The organism is Rheinheimera sp. SA_1 (assembly GCF_001669775.1).
GTDB lineage: Bacteria > Pseudomonadota > Gammaproteobacteria > Enterobacterales > Alteromonadaceae > Pararheinheimera.
Window position 1 is genome coordinate 194,539 of record NZ_LXWK01000018.1, and the last position, 21,716, is coordinate 216,254.

Below are 21,716 nucleotides of genomic sequence, written 5' to 3' on the forward strand. Positions count from 1 at the left end.
AAGCAATATCATTTTCGACCTTAATTACGGCTGAACGCAGTGTAAAAAAACTTCGTGACCCGCTCTGTGACCAATCAGGCTGCTTTTTGTGAAACATTGTTATTTAGCCTTAAGCTCAACTGCAGGGAATGCTAAAGTGGCAAGGTGTAAGTTGCGAAGAGTTGTTGTGATGCGCCTGATATTCATATTACTGACCCTGTTGCCGATGTGGGCTATGGCTGATCAATGCGCAGCCAGCACCAGTCCATCCACGGCCAGTCCATCTTTTGATTGCGCTGAAACCGGTCGATGGCAGTTTTCGCTGGCCATCGGTGCAGGTCATCGCTCAAATCCATTATTGGGTGGCCGCAATTTTCCGCTTTATCTGATGCCGGATTTAAACTATTACGGCAAACATTGGTTTTTCGATAACGGCACCCTTGGTTATAGCTGGGCCTTAACCGACGAGCTGCAATTGAGCCTGATCTCCCGCCTGAATGAAGAAAAAGGTTATTTCCGCCGTCATCATCTAAGTAATGTATTCACCGGTCAGGTGTCTGGTAGCTCGTCATTGATGGGCCCGGCTCAAAAGTACCAACAAGAAATCGAACTTTCGGTGGCCGAGCAGGCCAAACGGCCAACAGCATTTGACGCTGGCTGGCAACTGGATTGGTTCACACCCTTTATCCAATGGAAATTGAACTGGCTACACGATGTGTCGGGCCAGTATCATGGACAACATGCCAGTATCGCTGCCAGTCACGGCTGGCAAAATCAATATGGACATTGGCAGCTCAGCTCTGCCCTCACCTGGAAAAGCAGCCAATTGATCAATACTTATTACGCGTTAGATCAAAGCACTGACGCCGAACTGGACCGGCTTGGACACAGCTGGCAACCAGAACTTAAACTCAGCTGGAATTATCCACTAACCCGCGATTGGTCGATGTTGGCTTTTTACCGCTATCGCTGGCTCGACGATGCGATAACCGTCAGCCCGTTGGTGGCGGAAAACTCAGTTCGCTCCTGGTTTTTAGGAGTGAGTTACCGATTTTTCTAATGCATGGATGTAAATTGGTGGTGATTTCAATACTGGGTTTACTGGCTGGCGCCGTAAACGCAGCGACCCCTTGCGACAAAACAGTCTGCTGGCAAGTCGCGCCGACAGTGTGCCTGGTTGATCAACAACAACGGCCCTGTCAACTCGCTGTGTCCATGCAATGGCAAAGTGCCTTGCCACAATCGGTTTGTGTTTTTCTGGATGAACAACAACTGGATTGCTGGCGTACAGTCAATCATGGTCAGTGGCAACAGCAGCTACAATTAACCGGACCTGCCAGACTCGAGCTTCGGGATCAACAGCAACAGGTTTTGCTACAACAACAGTTAACCGTATTAAGCCGTCAGCCGGAACGCCGTCGACGGTTAGTCGCGCCGTGGAGTGTATTTTAATGAGCAAAATTTTATTGGTCGAAGACGATGAGCGGCTGGCCAGTTTGGTGCAGACGTTTTTACAACAACATGGTTTCGATGTGCGGCTGGTGAATCACGGTCTGGCCGTGGAAGCCACCTGTCGTGAGTTTCAGCCGGATTTAGTCGTACTGGATCTGATGTTACCTGGTCTCGATGGATTTGCGGTCTGCCGCGCTATCCGCCCTTGGTACAAATTACCTATTTTAATGCTGACTGCCAAACAAAGTGATATTGATCAGGTGCTTGGCCTTGAATTGGGCGCCGACGATTATGTGATTAAACCGGTTGAGCCCCGCGTTTTATTGGCCAGGATCCATGCACTATTACGGCGGAGCCAACCAGCAAGCACGGCCGATGCCAACAGCCTGGAATTTGGTAAATTGCAGCTAAGTCAGGCCGCCCGCGAAGCTTATTTTGATGGCGCTCTTGTTGAACTTACCAGCTACGAATTTGATTTGTTGTGGATGTTGGCCAAACATGCCGGCCAGACAGTACGCCGTGAAGCGATCCACAAGCAAATTATTGGCCGTGAATACGATGGTTTAGACCGCACTGTCGATGTGCGGGTGTCGCATTTACGCCGCAAACTGGGTGATAACGCCGACACCCCATTTCGGATCAAAACTGTCTGGGGTAAAGGCTACCTGTTCGTCGCCGACGCCTGGAACTGATATGCGTCGTTTGTTCCTGCATTTTTACCTGTTTATGCTGCTGGTGCTGGTGGGCATCGGCTGGAGTGTCGACCGGCTGTGGCAGCAAAGCCAGACCACTGAACTGCCCGGCTGGGTGAGTCTACTCGGCCAAAGCCTGGCTTATCAGCTGAGTCAGCCAGAAACCCTGCCTCAACAAGTCGCTGGCCAGCTCAATCTGCCGTTGCAAAGCCTGCCACCGGATGCCATTGGCTGGTCAGAGTCGGAACAGGCAGCGCTGGACCGTGGTCAGTTAGTGCCTTTGTTCAGCGACAACATGGTGTATTTCTATCAGTTGCAACCAGACACCGGTCAATTGCTACAATTTGGACCGGTGCAGATTGAAGCCAACAACCATTCGGGTTATTTGTTCACACTGTTGTTTTTTGCGTTGCTTGCTGTTGCCGTGGCGTTGTGGTTATGGCCGCTGGCGCGCGATATTCAGCAGCTGCAAGCGCAGCTCCGGCGTTTTGGCCAAGGGATGCAAGTACCGGAACATCAACTACCGGCACATTCGCTATTGGCGCCGATTGCGCAAAGTGTGCAACAAATGGCCGAACAAATTCAGCGTCTGGTGAGCCTGCAACGCGAAATGACCCATGCCGTGTCCCATGAGCTTCGCACTCCGCTGGCCCGGCTTAATTTTGCGCTGGAGATGCAGCCGATTGCTGAAACGGATAAACAAGCGATGCTGCAGGATGTGCGGGAACTTGATCAACTGGTCGACGAAATGCTCGACTACGCCAGACTGGAAGCGCAAGTAGTGACGCTGCAGTTGCATCAGGTTGATGTCGGCGAACTGCTGGATAATCTGGTGGAGAAGCTGGCTCCTTTGCCCGGCGCGCCCATTCTGCTGCAACGGCCGCCGCATATTCAGCTGCTGTGTGATGGTCATTATCTGGAGCGGGCTTTGCAAAATCTGCTGGTGAACGCCAAAAGGTATGGCCGGCAACAAGTGTTGCTCAGCGTGCAACAAGACCATGATCGGGTACAGTTTGTGGTAGAAGACGATGGCATTGGTATTCCCAAAGCGCAACGCGACAGCATTTTGCAGCCGTTTGTCCGATTGGATCAAAGCCGCAGCAAAGGTCATGGTGGTTTTGGACTGGGTCTGGCGATTGTCAGCCGCATCGTTAGCTGGCATCAGGGGCAGCTGAGTATTGGCGATTCGGTATTGGGTGGCGCCGAGTTCAAACTGCAGTTACCGAAAAAACCCCACAGTCTGAACCTGATGCAAACAGCTAATTAAGGTGTATCAAAGGCCTAAGTTCGACAGGAAGTCGTCATCAACCATGTCCACCGCTTCGGCAGCAGCTTCTGCTTGTTGATTTTGGTGAGCATTGGCCAGAATGTCATCGACATTTTCGTGCGCCGCTTTTTCAAAATCGTGTAGCTGGATAAATTCGGTTTTATCCATCGCCAGTTCCATATAAAAAATATTGTGCAGTGGCGTGCTGAACGTTACCCGGCGCGCTTGTGGCTGATCAAGCTGGGTATTAATTAAAATCTGTACTTGTTTGTTGATGGCCATCATTTTTGGCTGGCTTTGGTTGATCGAGGTTTGCAAATCAACCCGGACGCGGTTGGTGAAATCACCGACGATCTGGTTCATCAGTTCGCCCATCACATTACCTACTTCATCCGAGGTATGGAACTGCGCCAGTTCTGATTCCGGCATTCCCATACTCATCATATATTTACGGTAAATTTCCAACGCAGCTTCCGAGGTGAAGTTAATAATCACCAAGCCAGAAAAACCACCGTCGAACAATACAAAACAACCCAAATCCGGGCGCAGACAAGTTTTCTGAATTTTTTGTACCATCGGTGAATACGCGACCTGCGCGTTGCCTGCCGCTGATAAAACCTGAGTCACAGACGAGCACAGTGTCAGCAGAATTTCTTCAGTGGTAATAACTTTATTTTTTCTCATGTAGGCTCCTGATTGGCCCGGGTAACAACAAGAATGACCGGCAATATAGTGGATTGACAATCACGTGCAGACTGATGCCGCTAGAGATTATGGGTCGGGTTGCTTCAAATACTAAGCCAGCCGGCAGCTGCATGCAACTTTGTTCCGCAATTGATTGCGCAAACAGCTCTTTTCGAAAAGATCGGCATGCGTTAAGGTAATGAATGCAACCAACCAAATGATTTGCAGGGAAAATGCACTGATGCAGTTCGCCGCTGAACCAAATGCAGATAAGTCGTATATCCGACAGTTAAAACGGCTGATCAGTAGCTTATTATCGGTCAGCAAATTCCAACATTCGATGTACGGCCAGGCCAGTCAGTTTTTTGAACGGGACGCCAGCGCACGGCAAGAACTGCAGCAACTGGAACAAAGCTGGCAGCACAGCCAGCACCAACTGAAAAGCGCCACCGCCAAAACCGAAGCCAGGCTGATTGCGCAGGTGCAGCAACACCGCCAGGCATTTGTTGATGCCGAGCAGCAGTACCAGCAAAAACGGCTGTACCGGCAAAGCCAGCTGGTGATGTTGTGTCAGCAATTTCTGCAATTAAGTGAAGGCAACAGCCGCAGCGAAACTATTTTACGCTCGTCAAAACTGCTGGGCTCTTTGCAATTATTAGCACCCAGTGAAGGTGAGCAAATTACCTCGGTGCAGCAAAAATACAAACCTTTATATAAAGCCGCCCTGAGCTTGCGATTACTTGATCACCTGTTGGAACGGGGTTTGATCACCAACAGTTATATTCTGCAAAAAGCCGAACTGCGGCTGTCCGGTGGTGAGCCGGATCAGCCATGTCCATTTCGCGATGACGTACAAATCCCAATGCTAATGGCGCTGCTGCTGCAGGACGTTGGGCATTATCATCCGGATGCGATAGCCATTTTATGCGGTCCGCATGGCGAATTACCGCGCAGCCGCGAGCTTGACGTCGAAGAGCGGCAACAATTTCTGGAAGTGAGTTTACAAGCCAGTTTACGTTTTTTGCTGCATGGTGTCGCAGCACCGAAATATCGCGGCAATTCACGGGCAGAGCGTGACGAATTTGATAAAAACGAGCAGGACAAACTGGCATTTGCCGCCACTTTATTGCGTAACGCCAATACACCCGGCGTTGGTATTGGCAATCTGGTGAAAATTCCACAGGTCTACGCTTCGGCAGTATTGCCTGGGCGTAATCGTTTTGATTATCAGGCATTGCCAAAAGTTGCTTTGATTGTCAAAAATGGAGCCAGTCAGGGTCGCTACGATCCAAGAATGGCTGATGCTTTGCTGACGATTACCGGCATTTTCCCGCAAGGTTATGGCATTGTATTTTTGCCCAAACCGCAGCCCGGCCAAGCGGTAGAACGTTATGAATTTGCCATCGTCAATTCGCTGTACCCGCTGCAGGCCGAAGTTCCATTGTGCCGTATTGTTACCCGTAATCTGCAGTTCCGGCATATCGGTCAAAATTGCACTGTCAGCGTGGCGCACAATCTTTATTTCAAACCAGCACGACAACAACTGGCGATCATCCCACAGGCCAGGCTGAGCGATATTTTGAGTAAGTTATCCTCCGGTTTTGAACCCGGCCAGCTGCGCCATATGTTGCCGCGTTATTGGCATCCGGACGAGTTTTTCGCCGATCCAAAACATCAGAATTTGTGGAACCGCACTGAATTACTAAGCAACTAGGCTACTCAGCAAATAACTATCCCTTTTTCCAGGAGCCGAAATGTCGGAAGCTTTCCTATCTGAAAAACAAAAAATGCTCAGCCAACAATGGTTTAACCCGCGGGATCCGGAACTTGCCAAGGCCAGGTTAACCGCAAAAAAACTCTGCCGTGAATTAAATGCCTGCACGCCTGAAGCTTTTAAAGCCGCGCAGCACATCGCCAAGCAGCTCTTCGGCAAGGTGCAGGGTTGTTATCTCGAACCGGATTTTTACTGTGACTATGGCTTTAATATTGAGCTCGGCGCGCGGTTTTATGCCAATCATCATTGTGTGATGCTGGACGCAGCGCCGATCCGCATTGGCGATGATGTGATGCTGGGCCCGGCGGTGCAGCTTTATACCGTGACTCATCCACTGGATGCAGCCCTGCGGCAAAGTGGTATCGAACAAGCAAAACCCATCATCATCGGCAATCGAGTCTGGATTGGCGGCGGCGCTATCATACTGCCGGGCGTCACCATCGGTGATGATGCGGTGATCGCTGCCGGCAGTATTGTCACGAAGGATGTACCGGCGGCTGCACTAGTCAAAGGGAATCCCGCTCGCTAGTGGTTAGTTGTTAACTGCGGGGTCAGAGTCAATTGTTAACAGACTTCTGTTAACAATTGACTCTGACCCCATATGTGCACAAAACCGAATGATTCTGGCACTTTCACAGCGAAATTATGCACTTTTTTGTGATAATGCTTTGGGTACAATAACCGCCTTGTTGTTGTCCTGGATTTCCCGCTGATGAATCGAACCACCCCATCGCTGGCCTTAATTATGTTATTGGCCGCGGTGATTGCCACTACGCCGCTGGCGATTGATATGTATCTGCCAGCCATGCCGCAACTTGCGATTGCTTTGCAGACCGATGGCTTGATGGTGCAACAATCGCTGAGTATTTTCCTGGCATTTTATGGCATTGGCATGCTGCTGTTTGGACCGCTGGCCGATGCGATTGGCCGCCGACTTTTGGCTTTATGGGGTTTGGCCATCTTCTTTGTCGCCAGCGTTTTACTTAGCCAAACCGAAAGTATCGAATGGTTTTTAACCTGGCGTGCGTTGCAAGCCTTTGCCGGCAGTGCAGCGACTGTGGTGATCCCCGGGATTATTCGCGCGTTGTATCAGGAACATACCGCCAAAGGTATGTCCTATGTGTCGATGATGATGATGCTGGCGCCGTTACTGGCACCAGCTATTGGTAGTCTGGTGCTATATGTCGCCAGCTGGCCATGGATTTTCGTAGTGCTGGCTGGTTATGCCTTGGTGATTGGCTCTTTTGCGGCGAAATATTTGCCGGAAATTAATACCAAAGCCGAACGCAGCAAACTGGACTTTTTTGGCTCCTATAAAGTGGTATTTGCCCATCGCCAGGCGCGGCCGTTAATTGCTATTTCAATGTTCGCTTCGTTTAGCTTTTTCTGCTTTTTAACGGCAGTGCCCTTTGTTTATATTGAATTTTTTAAAGTCGACGAACAAACCTTCAGCCTGCTATTTGGCATTAATGTGCTGATGTTGATTATGGCTAATTTCACCAATAGCCGACTAGTGACTCGTTTTGGTAGCCACAGAATGCTGAAAGCAGGTTGGTGCAGCGCGGTGTTATTTGCTACCGGCTTGTTGGTGGTGAGCGTAGCGGAGTTACCGTTATTGTGGACGGTGCTGATGATAGCGCCATTGATGGCAAGTTTGGGCTTGATTGCCACCAATGCCGATGCGCTGATCCTGATTGCCTTTCCAAAACACAGCGGCACTGCGACAGCGGTGATTGGCACCTTAAGGTTTGGTTGTGGTGCTTTGGCCGGCCCTTTATTAGCGCTATTCGCCAATGGTGGCACGGTACCTTTTGCTGCCTTGATGCTGGGTGGTGTGGTGGCGATTACTATTGCCCGCTGGTTTATTCAGCCGGTGCCCGCTGCAATTTCCAATGAAAGTCCGGCTGAAAGTGCTTAAGCACAACACCAACCATCAACTTTGCGCCAGTTCCGACTGAAGCAACGCCAGAATTTCCGGACTGCGTCTTAACAAGCGCAGTTTGGCAAATAGCTGTTCCGCCTGCGGATATTGCAGTTTTAAGTAGCTAAACCACTGTTTGATGCGGTTGGAATAATACAAACCTTTATCGCCGGCGATTTCGAATTCCGAATAACGCATTAACAGTGCCAACACCTCAGGCCAGGGCAAGGCTTCAATTCCCGTGCTGCCGCCACCGCCAGCAATCCGCAGTGCCAGATTCGGCTGTGCCAAGGCGCCACGGCCTAACATAATATCGGTACTTCCAGATTGCTCTCGGCAAAGTGCAGCATCGGAAGGCTGCCAGATTTCACCATTGGCAATTACCGGAATGTTCACCACCTCCCGAATTTTAGCAATCCAGGGCCAGTACGCAGGCGGGCGATAACCATCAGTTTTGGTGCGCGCATGTACGGTAAGTTCCGTCGCACCGGCGGCAGCGAGCGCAATAGCGTTATCGAGTGTCAGACTGGTATCTTCATATCCCAGGCGCATTTTGGCGGTCACCGGAAACTGTACTGGTACCGCTTGTCTGACCGCATGCACGATACGGTACAGTTGCTCGGTTTCGCGCAGCAACACCGCGCCACCTTTGCTTTTATTGACGGTTTTGGCCGGGCAGCCAAAATTTAAATCAATACCTGGTGATCCTAACTGCACCGCACGAAAGGCATTTTCGGCCAGCCACTGCGGTTCTTGCCCCAGCAACTGCACCCGTACCGGCGTACCGGCGCGGGTTTTGCCACCTTGCAATAATTCCGGGCAGAGACGGGTGAACACCCGAGCGGGCAGCAGTTGATCAACGACCCGCACAAACTCGGTGATGCACAGGTCAAAGCCGCCGATTTCGGTCAACATTTCCCGCATCAGGTGATCAACCACCCCTTCCATCGGCGCCAGAATAATTCGCATGTCACAGCCTCAGTCAAAACGGCCGCCAGTGTAATAATTCTGCGGCTTAAAAGCCATCGCAGTCGTGGACACATTGGTTTTTACCGCCAGCCTGTTCTGAGTTACACTATGCAAAGTTTACGAGTCACAGAGTGCCGTCATGAGTTCAAGTAAAGCGTTAAAAAAGAAAATCAGTAAAAGAGCCAAGCAGAAGAAAAATATCCAGGTGAAAAACTCGATCCGGCTGAAAAATGCCAAATTGGCCGAGAACACAGCAGCGGTAGCTGCGGAAACGGCCGCTGAGGCAAATGTCGAAGCAGACGCGTCAGTCGCCGAAATCCCAGCTGTAGCCAGCAACTAATTGATGTAACGCAGTTTCAATTACCGCAGCTGCAGCTGCACAGTGACCAGCGCATGGTCACTGCTGTAGCCATCAACGGCGAACACCGGTTGTCGCAGATGTTGATCCACCACCCACTGTCGCTGCACCAACGGCGTAAAATCAGCCGATAACAGAATGTAATCCAGCACCGAACCTTTGGCGCCGTAATAATGGGTGGCCGGGCGCTCCGCTGGGATCGCTGGTTGTAACAACCAACCGTCCTGCAGTTGCAACTTCATCTCTTCGATCTGCGCTGGTTGCTGCTCACCTGGCTGAAGACTTTGCACCAGGATCTGCAGCAACGGCGAGCTCAGTTCATCGTTAAAATCACCCAGTAACATCACCGGTAACTTATCCTCTTCCCACTGTTCAGTGATGGCTTCAAGCAATAAACCGGCTTCATTACCACGCTGCACACAAGCAGCCCAGCGACTGAGCGCTTCGGCGGCAGGTAAGTTTTGTCCTTGAGCCAGCGCCAGCGGCCGCCGCGATTTCAGATGCACCACATAACAATTACAAAGTCCGATGTCTGGCAGTTGCACTAAGGCACGCAATGGTGCCCGGCTGAAACTGAAATGACTTAAACCTAATGCATTGGCCGCAGCTTGCGGCACCTGCACGGCGTTGCTCTGCAGGATTGGATACTTAGACGCCAGCGCCACCACCGGTTTTTGATAGACATGATCATCAATTAAGGTCGGATTTTCGGCGACCGCGAAGTGACTGTAACCAAGTTCCAGCGTGAGTTGTTGCAGCGCTTCGCAGCTGAACACTTCCTGCAACGCAAGCACGTCTGGCGCTACGTCCAGCAGCACCCGGCGCAGCCAGTCAGTTTTTTGTTGCCACTGTGCGCTGCTGTAAATATTGTCAAACTCATAACTGGCTTGCGGCGGCTCGGTAAAATTAAGCAAATTTAAAGTACTGAGCCGCAAGTTAGCTGCGGTAGATGTTTCCGATAATGCTGCGGATAATGCCGGAACAGCAGCCATCTCAGCGGACATTTCAATCACTGGGTTGGTCCGGATTGGACGGCGCATGTGGCTGCATGCCTGGTGAACTGCGCAATAAGGCCTGTAATTGTTGCAGCTCCTGGCGAATGGTTTTTAATTCTTCATGCATCTGCTGCTGTTCCTGATCCTGCGCTTGTTTATCTAAGGCTCGCTCCAGTGCATGCTCTTCATCGCTGAACGTTTGCATGGTGTTGACGATGATGGCGATAAACAAATTCAGCATGGTAAAGGTGGCCACCAGAATAAACGGTATAAAAAACAGCCAGGCATAAGGGAACATTTCCATCACCGGCCGCGAGATACCCATCGACCAGCTTTCCAGCGTCATCACCTGGAACAGGGTGTAAAAAGAAGCGCCAATAGTACCGAACCATTCAGGGAAGGCCGTGCCAAAGATTTTGGTGGCAATCACTGCAAATACGTAATAAATCAGCACCAGCACCATGCCAATCGAGGCCAAGCCCGGCATCGAGCCAAGTAACGCCGACACTACCCGTTTCATCGATGGCACAATCGACAACACCCGCAACACCCGCAACACCCGTAGTGAACGCAGTACTGCCAAGGGGCCGGACGCCGGAATAAGGGCAATCGCCACCACCGCGAAATCAAATAAACTCCAGGCGTCTTTAAAAAACTCGCTGCGATAAGCGAATATCCGCAGCAGCAGTTCCAGCACAAATATCCCCAACAGCAGTTTGTCTAAACTCACCAGCAAAGGGCCATATTGCGCCATCAGACTGGCGGAAGTTTCCATGCCGAGCAACACGGCATTGATTAAAATTAACGTCAGAATAAAACGGCCAAACCAGTTTTGTTCAACCAGATTGATAATACGTGCCTGCAAACCGGTTGGCGCGTCAGGTAAAGAATTAGTCATGGAATACTCCTGTCATCACATTGGCGGCGATTGTAGCTATTGCGCGGAAGGAAGCCCAGATCTTTGCACTTGCTAAAATAGCCGGGCTGCTTTTAAATCTTTAATAACATCCAGGGAGGGACCATGAGTTTTTTAATTCGTCTGACGTTTATCGTTATTGTGGCTTTTTTGGGTTGGCGTTTCTGGACACAGAGCAATGTTGGCAGCTCGGTTGAACAGATCACGCAACAGGTGATGAACCCCAAAGCAGCGTATTGCCAAAGTCCGCTCGGATGGCGTCTGGGGAATCTGGATCCGGCGTTTAATCTCACTGAAGCGCAGGCAATCAGGCTTATCAGCACTGCCGCAGAGATGTGGAATAATGCCGTTGGCAAGGAGTTGTTGCGTCATGATCCGGCGCAAGGGTTTGTCATTGATTTTAAGTTTGACGCCAGACAACAGCAGCTCTTAAAACAACGGTTATTGCAACGTAATCTGGCTCGCTATGACGAAGCCATTCAACCTGGACTACAAAATCTGCCGGAAAAATTTGCTGAACTTGATACCAAGATTGCGGAATTTAATCAGCAAAAAGCCCAGTTACAACAGCAAATCAGCCAGTTTCAACCCAACGCCCAAAATGCCGAAGCACAGCGTCGGCAACTGGAGCAGCAACAACAAAGTTTAATCCGCGAAGCAGACTGGCTGGAACAACAACGGCAACAGTTGCTACGCGATCAGAATTATCTGAATGAAACCATCCGCCAGCGTAATGAGCTGGTGCAAACCGCAGACCTTCCAACCGAAACGGCACCTTTTGAAGTGGGGCTGATGACGATTAAACAGCAGCAGCGGCAGATGACCTTATTTGCGTTTTCGTCCGAAACCGATTTAGTCGCCACCATCGCCCATGAATTTGGCCACGCTATTGGCATCGAGCACACACCAGAGCCTGATTCGATTATGTTTCATCAACTGAACGCCCAACAACAGCAGCTGACTGCAGCTGATTTGCGCGCCTGGCAAAGCACTTGCCAGACGCAATAAATCCTTGCTGACTGCCAATATAGGCTGGCATTAGGCCGGCAAGCGGAAGTAATTAATTTTGTCACTCAGGGTATGAGCAATTTTCTGCAGATCTACCGCAGCACGCTGCACTTCAATAGCGGCGCCATTGTTGTGCTCAGAACTTTGATAAATATGGTGAATATTCTGATTAATTTCATCAGCCACCACACTTTGCTGCGTTGCTGCGCTGGCAATTTCACTACTCATATCCCAGATCTGACGAGCGCTTTGTTGCAACGACTGTAATCCCTGGTTGCTGTTTTCAACATGGATTTCCACTTGTTGCACTTCGGCATTACTTTTTGCCATCGCCTGGACTGAGCTTTGCACACAGTTTTGCAGCTGAGTAATTATTTGCTGGATAGCCTGAGTCGATTGTTGCGTGCGATTGGCTAAAGTTCTTACTTCATCAGCCACAACGGCAAAACCACGACCTTGTTCACCGGCCCGCGCCGCTTCGATGGCAGCATTGAGTGCCAGCAAATTGGTCTGATCGGCAATGCCGCGGATCACTTCCACCACCTGGCCAATTTGCTGACTGTTATCCTGCAGTTGTTGCATGGCACTGGCAGATTCAGCGATATCCAGGCGTAAGTTGGTCATCGCCAGTTGGGTCTGCTGCATCACCTGGCTACTGGTGCTGGTCTGCTCACACACCTGTTCGGCCTGCTGCGCCGCTTGTTGCGCACTGCGTGCCACTGAGCCGACTGAAGTCGTCATTTCGTTCATTGCAGCACTGACCGATTCAATATCGCGGAGTTGCCGCGACAAACTGGCGGTGGCGCCGGCACTATTTTGCTGCAACTGTTGTGAATTGGCCCGTAATTGCTGACTGGCATGACTGACATCGTGGATCACTTTGACCAGTTGCAACACCATCTGTTGCAACGAGTGCAGCAGACTACCGGATTTCACATGCTGAGAATCCATTTTTACATCCAACCCACCACCGGCAATATCCCGCACCAGACCAGAAGCGGTGGCCGGTTCGGTGCCAAGTTGACCGAGGATCCGCCTTGCTACCATGGTACCGGCAATCACACTGCCGATAAAAGCCAACAAGGTGAATAGAATTAAGCCCATTAACTCATGGCGATAGGCTTCATCGGCACTTGCATCAACCAGCTTCGCCTGATCCAGCTGATACTGAATTAACATCGAAATTTGTTCGCTGATCGGATCGATATGTTGATACAAAGGTCCATCCAGCGCCGAAAGTTGACCTGTCACCTGACCATTAAAGTCGGCAATGACCCGGATAGTCTGAGCAATTTGCTGATCCGCGACCTTGAGTAAAGGTTCTGTTGCCGTAATTAAATTTTGCTCATCCGGCTGATGCGGTTGTTGCTTGTACAGTTGCCAGTCCTGGGCAATTAATTGCTGCGCGGCTTGCAGTTGTTCTACTGCTTCTGTGGCGCTGAACAAGCCCTGATTGGCTTTATTCACAGCATCAATCACGTTCACCGCGTAAGCATCAGCAATGTGTTTCAGACTGGTGAGTGGAATGACCCGATCCCGGTACAACGATTCGATACTGTGATGCATCGACTGAATTGCAAAATAACTTTGCACGCCTAATCCAAGCATTAACAACAGCGGCACCGCAAAAGCATAAAGTAAGCGGGTTTTGATAGTTTTAGCAGTCGTCATCGGAAATTCCAATATGGCGCTCAAAGACACGTCTGCTACTGCGTGCGCAGCAAATTCCTGACCCATCTTTGAAAATTGTCATCGCCTGGAAAGATCCTAATCCAGCGAATTTTATCAGCAAGACTGAATCGTTTTAGAGTAAGCGTCAATTGCACTTTAGTCGATATCTAATTGCGCCAAAGATTGATTTGACGCAATTTACAGCAAATTTCGAGGCAAGATCAGACGGCGGGCAATTTTTTATCTTGTTGCATTGCGACTAAGTACAACAATCGGTCAAGATTAAGTTTTTGGTATGGCATCTTTCGCACCGGCTTACCCGGGCGTTCGATACTAAGTTGTTGGTCTTCAAAGGTAAGTGTGGCATTGCACAGCAGGATCTGATTGCCGTCGATCCGGTACTGACAATGAGCTATTTGCAGAAATTGCATAATACGCGAACGCGCTGAACTAATCATGGGTGTGGCACCTCTTGTTGCTTTTTATCCCCCATAGTGCTGGAAGCCGTAACTTCTGCAACTTGGGTATTAACTTGTTTTTTATAGGGTTAGCGCGGTTTCACCATCACTCTCAGCGCTTTAACTGACCCGACATACTGGCACGCCCCCTCTGGCCCGAATGACGACAGAAAGTCCGACCTGAAGTGGGACTGTCGATGATCGTCTCTGGTGAAATCGCAATGGTTCTGACCGCAACAGGCCAGATGAAGTTCCACTGAATATGCCTAAAAAAGCAACAAAGCCGTTAATCTGGCGAAAATCAGCGTTAAATGGCAGGCACCTGATGCAGTTTCAGCCACAGATCATCCAATATTTTGGGTGCATCAGCCGCAGCGCCGCCAAAATTCCAGGACGAAGCTTGAGGTGAGATGTCACGCAGCACCCCTTCACCGGTTTTGTCCCAGGTCGACAGGTAAATTTCTGCACCGGCCCAATCCTGAATACCGAGCGCTTGTCCCTGATAATTGACGGTGATGACCTTATTCGTCAGATCAACATGCAGCTTTGGCGCAGCGCCAAGTTTGCTGCCGGTTTCAGCCGCAGTAGCGCCTTCGGCATTAAACACCGAATTGCCCCAGCCAAACATAAAATGCCCAAGTTGCCAGCTTTTACCCTGTGGCAGTTGCTGATTTAAACCGGGTAATGCAGTTGCTTTGGGTAAATCCGGGCGATTGGGCAGATGGATAAAAATGGCAAAATGCACATTGTCAAAACCATTGGCAGGTGCCCAATACTGACTGATTTGCTGCATCTGAATTTCCAGCTGCAAATTGCTACCGCCAGCTTTTGCCGTGACGTTGCGGATATCCAGTTGTTGCTGCGAATGTTCATGTTGCGGCTGCAGATACAGGCCAGTTGGTCCCTGATCATCGTTGTGTGGATCTGCAACTTTGGCTTGCCATTCAGGCGTTGTAACCTTGGTCTGATAACGAATTTCGGCGCTGACCGCTGCTAATGTTGGCGCATACAATCGCAGCTTATACTGTTGTTGCCCTAAATCCCGTACTGGCACTGTGATGCTGAAATGGCCTTTGTCGTCAGATTGCAGCGGCGAAAATTTCAGAAAATCACCGTTTTGTACTAATCGCAGCGGCAGGTTTGGCTGACCGATTGTACCTGCCAGCACAAAATCTTTGCTGAGCGGCTGCGCTGCTAGTTGTTGAGTGAATTGTGAAGTGAGTTGTAGTTGTAACAGTCCATCCGGCGTAATTTGCGTTGCAGATGATGTTGTGGCAGAAACTACTGTTGCAGATGGAACTGTCACCGGCTTCAACACCAGCACGGCTCTTGCCGGTAATTCCAGCGTCAGCCGCCCTTGTTGATCGGTGTTCACTTGCTGCAGTTGCGTGCCCTGTTGCCACACAACCTGCCACTTTGAATTGCCAGTGATTTGCGTCGGTAACGCTGCCAACAACAGCGGGCTGTCGGCAGTATTCATCAGCACCAGCATTGGTGATTGCTGCTCATTCGAATGGCTGGTTTTCGTTACAGCGGGCGACATCCGATATGCCAATACTCCGGCGGCATTTTCATCCGCCTGCAATAGCGACCAGTCACCACGACTGAGTACCGGATAATCTTTTCGCAACCTGGCCAGACTTTGGATCAACTGATACATGGTCGACTGCGTTTGGAACTGATCCTTGGTATTGCCCCAACCGCCCTGAAACATCGCTTGCCGGGTTTGGGTCAATAGCTGCTCATCGCCCTGATAAATCACCGGAATACCGGGAATGGTAAACAGCAGCGCATAAGCCTGAATAAAAGCCTCCACACTGCCAGCGGCTAAAAACCGCTTGGTATCATGATTGTTGAGAAAAGTCGGTAGCAGATGCGGCGTTTTAAACTGGCTGCTATGTTGCTGCAACCGATACCCCAGCAGCGCCGGCGGCCGGCCTTCAGCCAGCACCGCATTGATATCAAAATACAGCGGAAAGGCGATCACCGAGTTTAACTGGGGTTCGGCAGCCGTCCCCAAAAATGCCTGTAACTTTTGTTCACCATCATTTTGGAATGGTTTTGACGCCGCAAATACTTCACCAAAGGCCAGAAAGTGTTGTTTGCCAAGCTGGGTTGCCGCTGCAAAAATACCATCCGGTGCGTGCAGAAAATCGCGCCAGAACTCATGTTCGACATATTTGGCGGTATCAATGCGAAAGGCGTCGATGCCGACTTGCTCCAACCAATAACGGTAACTTTGCTTGAGCGCCTGCCGCACCTGCGGGTTGCTGGTGTTTAAATCGGCGAGGCTTGCCAGTTGATAGTGAAATTCCTGGCCCGGGATCGCCGGATCAACAATCGGCGGCGTCCAGTGGTAAATATCTGCGGCGGCATGTTCCGGGTTCAACCGATTGATCTGTGAAAACGGCCACTGGCTTGGCGCCGGTTGCTTGCTGGTCTGATTTTCATACAGCACAAAGTTTTTTGCGGTGTTGTTAGCATCGTAGTCACCGGCATAGCCAAAAAAACTGCCTGTGTGATTCACCACAATATCCTGAATTAAATACATTTTTCGTTGATGCAGGTTATTGGCTAAAGCCTGATAGCTGGCTAAATCACCATAATGCGGGTCCACTTTGGTGAAGTCCGTCGCCCAATAACCGTGATAACCGCCATATTGCGCTTTCTGGCTCCACCACTGCTGCGCCACCGGCGGAGTTAACCATAAAGCAGTTGCACCAAGATTTTGAATATAATCAAGTTTACTTTGAATACCAGCTAAGTCGCCGCCGCTGAAGTGGCTGGATTTGGCCGGATTGTATTCGCCAGCGCCCTGATCGTTATTACTTGGGTCACCATCGGCAAAACGGTCGGTCAGTACAAAATAGATGACCTGATCCCGCCAGTCTGGTGAGGGTAGCTGCAAACCGCTAGCTTGAGCAGCTGCAGGCCAAAGCAGCACAATACTTAGCAAAAAATTTGTCCTGTTCTTTAAAAACTCTTTACCCCGCCACATGAGCTGCAGCCTGCAGTTCAACAAAACGACGATGGTCAATAAAGTTCAGTCCACAGCGGCGAATAAATTGTTCGATTGTGGCCAAATCATATTTTTGCGCAGCCGCATTGCCGACTTTTAATTGTTTTGGATCTGGGTAAATTCCATACCCTGCCAACAGACAGTGCCATGACATTGAAGGATAATATTGATCTATCTGTTGACGGAGCAGCTCATCACTTAAATTCTGACCGCTCAACCAGACTTTAAGGATCTGATACAAGGATGGAGGAATACGTGGATTATTTGCGTTGGCGCGCCAATATTCTGTGTCCTGACGCGAATTGACCCGGTAATGCGCCACAATATAACTACGGATCGCTTCAAACCGCTGATGCACACTGGCATTAAACTGTTCAGAGCGCTCATTGCTGAAATTACCGGCCTGATAATGTTCGATAAAGCCCTGCACTGTTTCCTGAACCAAGTGTAACGCCGTCGCTTCCAAAGGTTCGATAAAACCTTGCGACAAACCTACCGCAACACAGTTTTTCACCCAATGCTTTGATAGCTGACCCACTTTCATTTTCAGATGGCGGCATTGCAAATCGCTGTCCAGCAAACCCAGGCTTTGCCGGAATTCGGTTTCGGCCTGATCAGCACTGCAAAACGCGGATGAAAACACATAACCATTGCCGTTTCGGTGCGTCAAAGGAATAGTCCAGCGCCAACCGTGTTGCATCGCGGTTGATATAGTCTGACAATCTAGTTTCGTCTGCCCCGGCGTCTGCACAACAACTGCCGAATCATTAAACAGATTGTCATCAAAACTGATAAATGGTACCTGCAATGCTTGTTGGATCAACAGACCGCGAAAACCACTGCAATCGACAAAAATATCTGCTGCCACTGTAAGGCCGTCCCGGGTGACAAGCGCAGCAATATCGCCACCGGCAGTCAGCTCAACATGCTCGATGGTATCCTGCAAATGGACGACCCCAAGCTTTGTGGCATTTTTTGCCAGAAACTTCCCTAATAATGATGAATCAAAGTGATATCCATAATTAATTTCAAAGGGAAAATTTTCATTTGCAATAGGTGCCAGCTGTTGTTGAGCCAGGTAAGTGGCCAGAAAAAATGGATCCGGATGCCCTTCCACATCAATCCCCTGCCGTCGAACATAACTGTTATAGAAAAATGCTGGGGCGGTGTAGTCGTCTGGCTGGGCGGCAAAAGGGTGAAAATAGGAAGTAAAACCGGGCTTGGTGCTCCAGCCATCAAAACGAATGCCGGTTTTATAAGTGGCATAACAGGCTGGCATCCAGTCGGCTTCCGCCAGACCCAGAAAATCCATCAGGCCTTTTAATTGAGGCGTTGAACCTTCGCCCACGCCAATAATGCCGATCTCAGGAGATTCGATTACCGTAATGGCTACCGGTTGATCCTGCCAGCTTTTCGCCATTAGATTCGCGGCCATCCAACCAGCAGTTCCTCCCCCAACAATAACAATCTGTTTGGTTTGTGGGTGCATGTCCGAATTCTCCTGTTGTACTTTGCCGTAGTTTCTACATTGTTTGTTCACAAGTTCCAAGCTAAAAAAACGCCCGCAGTCGAGAACAGCGGGCGATTATTTCAACCGGAACGACTCAGCGTTAGAAGCTGAAATTCACACCGAGATACATTTGACGACCAAACTCAGAATATTCACCATTAAGCATTTGATTGCCATAATGGCCAATATTTGGCTCGTTGGTCAGGTTGTTCACTTGCGCAACACCAACCAGACCGTTTTCGAAGTCGTAAGACACCTGCCAATCCACCACAATATACTCATCAGCCCATTGGAAAGAACTGCCGCCCGGAGTTGCACCGGCATAAACGTATTCATCGCGGTAACGGGCATTGATATGAGTACTTATCTGACCCACTTCCCAGAACACTGTGGTGCTCCAGACATTTTTCGACAAGCCTGGCAGCGGTAATTGCACTGAGCCAAAGTTTGAGCCGCCGTCCACTGAGGTTTCACTTTCGGTGTACGAATAACTGGCGTTCATCCCTAAGGTTGAAAAAATTCCAGGTAAGTCACTGAATACAGTAGTGTATGCCAGCTCTGCACCACGGATATAACCGCCTTTGTTGTTATTACGGGTCGTCTGATATTGACCTTCCACTGTGCCTGGAGGTGCAGTTAAGCCGATTTCTGCCCAGGAAATATCACCTTCATTAAAGGTCACACTCTCGATCAGTGATTCAATATCTTTCCAGAAAATAGCGGCGGTAAATGCACCTTCTTTACCCATGTAACGCTCGTAAGATAAATCGAGTTGAGTTGCACGGAAAGGGTCCAGGTTCGGGTTACCTTTTGACCAGACGTTGTAACGTGGACTGACGCCATCATTTGCAGTGTCAATCCAGGAACCTGCACCACCACGCAGTTGGTACACTGGCGGACGACCGATGACTTTTGAGGCCGCAAAACGTAACTGCTCATCTTCGTTGATGGCGAAGTTCAAGTTTAATGACGGTAATACATCGTTGTATTCCGGACCGTATTTAATATGTTTGTAGTCGGTACGTGCGACACCGTTATCATCGACAATTGTATCGCCTTCACCTTCGCGGACTTGCTGGATACCTATCGACTTTGTATCGGTTTTGACATAACGCACGCCCACGTTGCCGGTTAATTTGTGGTCGAATATTTCGGTATCCAGGTTTGCCATCAAATAGGCTGCGGAAACTTTCTCTTCTACACTACCACTTTCGATCAGCGTCCAGTTATGGTCCCAGGTCTGCTGAGCTTCATAATTACCTTTACCAAAAACTGAATCCGCGATCCCCAGCAAATCCAGATCCAGATAGCTCATACCTTTTGCTGATTTGACTGTGACAAAATTAGTCAATTCTGCTGGTCGGCAAGGGTGGTTGTATTTGTTAAATTCACAGCCTTCAACATTGACAACAGAGCCATTTGACGACACATAACCATTTTGACCTTCGCGACGGCCCCAACGGAATGTCGAACGTTGATCGGCAAATGTGCGGTCGGACAGACGAACGCCAGACTCAACTGAGGTAATCACATCACCTTCAAGTTCATATTTAAAATCAACTTTGGCGCTGTCGATTTCATCTGAATACTGATGCGGGAACTGTTCCCAAATGCCTAAACGCATGGCGCTGAGATCGGTTAAATCGGTGTTGATATTGATTGCTGGGAATCCACCGGCCTGGTTCATAAAGGTAAAAGACTGACCCGACTTTTCATTCCAGCCCTGAACGACCGTGTTATCACCCAGCGTCCGTGGGCCAAACTGATAAGAATGCATAGAGGCAATACGGTCTAACCGGGTTTTGTTACCTTCACTATGGGCAACATCAGCATGAATGGACCAGCGCTCTTGCTTCCAATCCAGCGACAATCCGGTACTTTCGGTGTCAGATTTGGTCGACTGATCTTCAGTCCGCATTTCAATCCACGGCCCGGTTAATCCGGTCAAATTAACGGTACCACCGGTCACATAACCATCCTGCACTGTTGGATTGGTCAGGCTGTAGGTGTTTGCATCGCGGTTCATACCTTCAATATTGATACCGTTCTTTTTGTCTTCTGACTCAAAATCGGATTTGAAGTAATCCAGCTTGGCGGAGAATTGGTCATTCGGTTGATAAACCAAGGAACCTAACACCCCTAAACGGCTGTCACTGCCTTTTGAGAAACGAGTCTGGAAACCATCGGTGATTTTTTCAGTTTTCCCGTCGCCGTTAACATCACGTGCTGCGGCATAAGCTCGTGTTGATACCTGATAAGAGCTGTTTGGCTGCTCGAGGTGAGCTACACCAAGGGCGACACCCAAAGTGTCTTCCAGATATTTGCCTTGATAGGCAAAAGAAACACGTTCACCATTTGGATCGGCGTCGACGTCCGATGCGGCATCGTTATGTGAAAAACGAACACTACCAGAGAAGTTATGTTGTTCTTTTGCATCCAGCGGATTCACAGTACGCATTTCTACCGTACCGGCAACACCACCTTCCACTAATGAAGCCTTCGGAGATTTATACAGCGCGGCCTGATTAATCAATTCAGATGGATATTGGTCGAAAGCGATCCAACGGCTACCTGCAGTGTAACCGCTGGTGCTGGCTTGTTCCCGGCCGTTTAATGTGGTCTGAATGAAGTCACCATTCATACCACGAATGTTGAGTTGTGATGACTGACCGCTGTCACGAACCGTGGTCACACCAGGTAAACGACCCAGAGCGTCGGCGATGGAAATATCTGGCAACGACCCTAAATCACCGGCATCAACAACTTCGCTGACCGTGTCATTAAAGCGTTTTTTATCCAAGGATCCTAGTAAACTACGACGTATCCCTCTTATTTCAATAACCTCAAGCTCTTCAGAAGCCTGTGGCTTGGTCGTTTCGGCTTGCTGGTCAGCAGCGCTATATGCACTGAAGCCCGCCGTCGCCAAAGCGAGCGTCAGTAAATTTAATTTGTAGTGTTTCATGCCCTTCATCCCCGGTGTGGTGTTTTTTAATTTTGGTGTTGTTCGCTCCACACCAACAGGTATGAAGTATGACAACCATGC

At 49.7% G+C, this 21,716-nt stretch carries 18 protein-coding genes; 9 read left to right on the top strand and 9 right to left on the bottom strand.

Annotated elements, in window-relative coordinates:
* Nucleotides 1–169 precede the first annotated feature (169 nt).
* From A5320_RS18570 to A5320_RS18585, 4 genes are read left to right on the top strand one after another with little or no spacing between them, the layout of a single operon-like run.
* Nucleotides 170–1,039 carry a MipA/OmpV family protein gene (locus tag A5320_RS18570; RefSeq protein WP_068068619.1) on the top strand — a complete coding sequence of 290 codons (870 nt, stop codon included), beginning with the start codon at nucleotides 170–172 and terminating at the stop codon, nucleotides 1,037–1,039.
* Nucleotides 1,040–1,056: 17 nt separating this feature from the next.
* Nucleotides 1,057–1,431, top strand: a complete 375-nt coding sequence (locus tag A5320_RS18575; protein ID WP_197490183.1) for a DUF3019 domain-containing protein — start codon at nucleotides 1,057–1,059, stop codon at nucleotides 1,429–1,431.
* Complete coding sequence (locus A5320_RS18580; protein ID WP_068068625.1) at nucleotides 1,431–2,123, top strand: response regulator; 693 nt, start codon at nucleotides 1,431–1,433, stop codon at nucleotides 2,121–2,123. Before A5320_RS18575 ends, A5320_RS18580 begins: the two co-directional genes overlap by 1 nt.
* Nucleotide 2,124: 1 nt before the next feature.
* Nucleotides 2,125–3,390, top strand: a complete 1,266-nt coding sequence (locus A5320_RS18585; RefSeq protein WP_068068628.1) for an ATP-binding protein — start codon at nucleotides 2,125–2,127, stop codon at nucleotides 3,388–3,390.
* Between the two features lie 6 nt (nucleotides 3,391–3,396).
* On the opposite strand, the gene A5320_RS18590 is transcribed toward A5320_RS18585, so the two are convergent.
* Nucleotides 3,397–4,074, bottom strand: a complete 678-nt coding sequence (locus A5320_RS18590) for a DUF3334 family protein (protein WP_068068632.1) — start codon at nucleotides 4,072–4,074, stop codon at nucleotides 3,397–3,399.
* Between the two features lie 241 nt (nucleotides 4,075–4,315).
* On the opposite strand from A5320_RS18590, the gene A5320_RS18595 reads away from it, so the two are divergent.
* The 3 genes from A5320_RS18595 to A5320_RS18605 all read left to right on the top strand — a co-directional run bounded on the left by A5320_RS18595 (nucleotide 4,316) and on the right by A5320_RS18605 (nucleotide 7,766).
* The gene (locus tag A5320_RS18595) at nucleotides 4,316–5,788 is read left to right on the top strand and encodes a hypothetical protein (protein WP_068069105.1); all 1,473 of its coding nucleotides are present in this window, start codon (nucleotides 4,316–4,318) and stop codon (nucleotides 5,786–5,788) included.
* 40 nt (nucleotides 5,789–5,828) lie between these two features.
* Nucleotides 5,829–6,377 (top strand): sugar O-acetyltransferase, encoded by a 549-nt coding sequence (locus tag A5320_RS18600; protein ID WP_068068635.1) that lies wholly within the window; start codon nucleotides 5,829–5,831, stop codon nucleotides 6,375–6,377.
* Nucleotides 6,378–6,560: 183 nt separating this feature from the next.
* Complete coding sequence (locus A5320_RS18605; protein WP_068068638.1) at nucleotides 6,561–7,766, top strand: Bcr/CflA family efflux MFS transporter; 1,206 nt, start codon at nucleotides 6,561–6,563, stop codon at nucleotides 7,764–7,766.
* A gap of 15 nt (nucleotides 7,767–7,781) precedes the next feature.
* Here A5320_RS18605 and A5320_RS18610 read toward each other — a convergent pair whose 3' ends face one another.
* The gene (locus A5320_RS18610; RefSeq protein WP_068068641.1) at nucleotides 7,782–8,738 is read right to left on the bottom strand and encodes a tRNA-dihydrouridine synthase; all 957 of its coding nucleotides are present in this window, start codon (nucleotides 8,736–8,738) and stop codon (nucleotides 7,782–7,784) included.
* Between the two features lie 139 nt (nucleotides 8,739–8,877).
* On the opposite strand from A5320_RS18610, the gene A5320_RS18615 reads away from it, so the two are divergent.
* Nucleotides 8,878–9,078: a hypothetical protein gene (locus tag A5320_RS18615; RefSeq protein WP_068068644.1), complete on the top strand. Its 201-nt coding sequence runs from the start codon at nucleotides 8,878–8,880 to the stop codon at nucleotides 9,076–9,078.
* A gap of 20 nt (nucleotides 9,079–9,098) precedes the next feature.
* On the opposite strand, the gene A5320_RS18620 is transcribed toward A5320_RS18615, so the two are convergent.
* Together A5320_RS18620 and A5320_RS18625 are read right to left on the bottom strand one after the other, a co-directional pair.
* Nucleotides 9,099–10,136, bottom strand: coding sequence for an endonuclease/exonuclease/phosphatase family protein (locus A5320_RS18620; protein ID WP_082971895.1), 1,038 nt, complete (start codon nucleotides 10,134–10,136; stop codon nucleotides 9,099–9,101).
* Nucleotides 10,102–10,989, bottom strand: coding sequence for an ion transporter (locus tag A5320_RS18625; protein WP_068068647.1), 888 nt, complete (start codon nucleotides 10,987–10,989; stop codon nucleotides 10,102–10,104). The genes A5320_RS18620 and A5320_RS18625 overlap by 35 nt, the downstream gene beginning before the upstream one ends.
* A 123-nt stretch (nucleotides 10,990–11,112) precedes the next feature.
* Here A5320_RS18625 and A5320_RS18630 point away from each other — a divergent pair, with 123 nt between their 5' ends.
* Nucleotides 11,113–12,015, top strand: coding sequence for a matrixin family metalloprotease (locus tag A5320_RS18630; RefSeq protein WP_082971896.1), 903 nt, complete (start codon nucleotides 11,113–11,115; stop codon nucleotides 12,013–12,015).
* Nucleotides 12,016–12,045: 30 nt separating this feature from the next.
* Here the strand turns inward: A5320_RS18630 and A5320_RS18635 are convergent, their stop codons facing one another.
* The 5 genes from A5320_RS18635 to A5320_RS18655 form a co-directional block, all read right to left on the bottom strand.
* Nucleotides 12,046–13,686, bottom strand: a complete 1,641-nt coding sequence (locus A5320_RS18635; RefSeq protein ID WP_197490184.1) for a methyl-accepting chemotaxis protein — start codon at nucleotides 13,684–13,686, stop codon at nucleotides 12,046–12,048.
* 221 nt (nucleotides 13,687–13,907) lie between these two features.
* Nucleotides 13,908–14,144: a hypothetical protein gene (locus tag A5320_RS18640; protein WP_068068653.1), complete on the bottom strand. Its 237-nt coding sequence runs from the start codon at nucleotides 14,142–14,144 to the stop codon at nucleotides 13,908–13,910.
* A gap of 307 nt (nucleotides 14,145–14,451) precedes the next feature.
* The gene (locus A5320_RS18645; protein ID WP_197490185.1) at nucleotides 14,452–17,100 is read right to left on the bottom strand and encodes an alpha-amylase family glycosyl hydrolase; all 2,649 of its coding nucleotides are present in this window, start codon (nucleotides 17,098–17,100) and stop codon (nucleotides 14,452–14,454) included.
* A 28-nt stretch (nucleotides 17,101–17,128) separates the two neighbouring features.
* Nucleotides 17,129–18,652 (bottom strand): tryptophan halogenase family protein, encoded by a 1,524-nt coding sequence (locus tag A5320_RS18650; RefSeq protein ID WP_068068659.1) that lies wholly within the window; start codon nucleotides 18,650–18,652, stop codon nucleotides 17,129–17,131.
* A 121-nt stretch (nucleotides 18,653–18,773) separates the two neighbouring features.
* On the bottom strand, nucleotides 18,774–21,635 hold the full coding sequence (locus A5320_RS18655; RefSeq protein WP_068068662.1) for a TonB-dependent receptor: 2,862 nt from the start codon (nucleotides 21,633–21,635) through the stop codon (nucleotides 18,774–18,776).
* Nucleotides 21,636–21,716 lie beyond the last annotated feature (81 nt).

Bases quoted from the DNA above. Each gene is read 5' to 3' on its own strand.
- A5320_RS18570 (WP_068068619.1), top strand. From the start codon at position 170: ATGCGCCTGATATTCATATTACTGACCCTGTTGCCGATGTGGGCTATG.
- A5320_RS18580 (WP_068068625.1), top strand. From the start codon at position 1,431: ATGAGCAAAATTTTATTGGTCGAAGACGATGAGCGGCTGGCCAGTTTG.
- A5320_RS18585 (WP_068068628.1), top strand. From the start codon at position 2,125: ATGCGTCGTTTGTTCCTGCATTTTTACCTGTTTATGCTGCTGGTGCTG.
- A5320_RS18590 (WP_068068632.1), bottom strand. From the start codon at position 4,074: ATGAGAAAAAATAAAGTTATTACCACTGAAGAAATTCTGCTGACACTG.
- A5320_RS18595 (WP_068069105.1), top strand. From the start codon at position 4,316: ATGCAGTTCGCCGCTGAACCAAATGCAGATAAGTCGTATATCCGACAG.
- A5320_RS18600 (WP_068068635.1), top strand. From the start codon at position 5,829: ATGTCGGAAGCTTTCCTATCTGAAAAACAAAAAATGCTCAGCCAACAA.
- A5320_RS18605 (WP_068068638.1), top strand. From the start codon at position 6,561: ATGAATCGAACCACCCCATCGCTGGCCTTAATTATGTTATTGGCCGCG.
- A5320_RS18610 (WP_068068641.1), bottom strand. From the start codon at position 8,738: ATGCGAATTATTCTGGCGCCGATGGAAGGGGTGGTTGATCACCTGATG.
- A5320_RS18615 (WP_068068644.1), top strand. From the start codon at position 8,878: ATGAGTTCAAGTAAAGCGTTAAAAAAGAAAATCAGTAAAAGAGCCAAG.
- A5320_RS18620 (WP_082971895.1), bottom strand. From the start codon at position 10,136: ATGCGCCGTCCAATCCGGACCAACCCAGTGATTGAAATGTCCGCTGAG.
- A5320_RS18625 (WP_068068647.1), bottom strand. From the start codon at position 10,989: ATGACTAATTCTTTACCTGACGCGCCAACCGGTTTGCAGGCACGTATT.
- A5320_RS18630 (WP_082971896.1), top strand. From the start codon at position 11,113: ATGAGTTTTTTAATTCGTCTGACGTTTATCGTTATTGTGGCTTTTTTG.
- A5320_RS18635 (WP_197490184.1), bottom strand. From the start codon at position 13,686: ATGACGACTGCTAAAACTATCAAAACCCGCTTACTTTATGCTTTTGCG.
- A5320_RS18640 (WP_068068653.1), bottom strand. From the start codon at position 14,144: ATGATTAGTTCAGCGCGTTCGCGTATTATGCAATTTCTGCAAATAGCT.
- A5320_RS18650 (WP_068068659.1), bottom strand. From the start codon at position 18,652: ATGCACCCACAAACCAAACAGATTGTTATTGTTGGGGGAGGAACTGCT.
- A5320_RS18655 (WP_068068662.1), bottom strand. From the start codon at position 21,635: ATGAAACACTACAAATTAAATTTACTGACGCTCGCTTTGGCGACGGCG.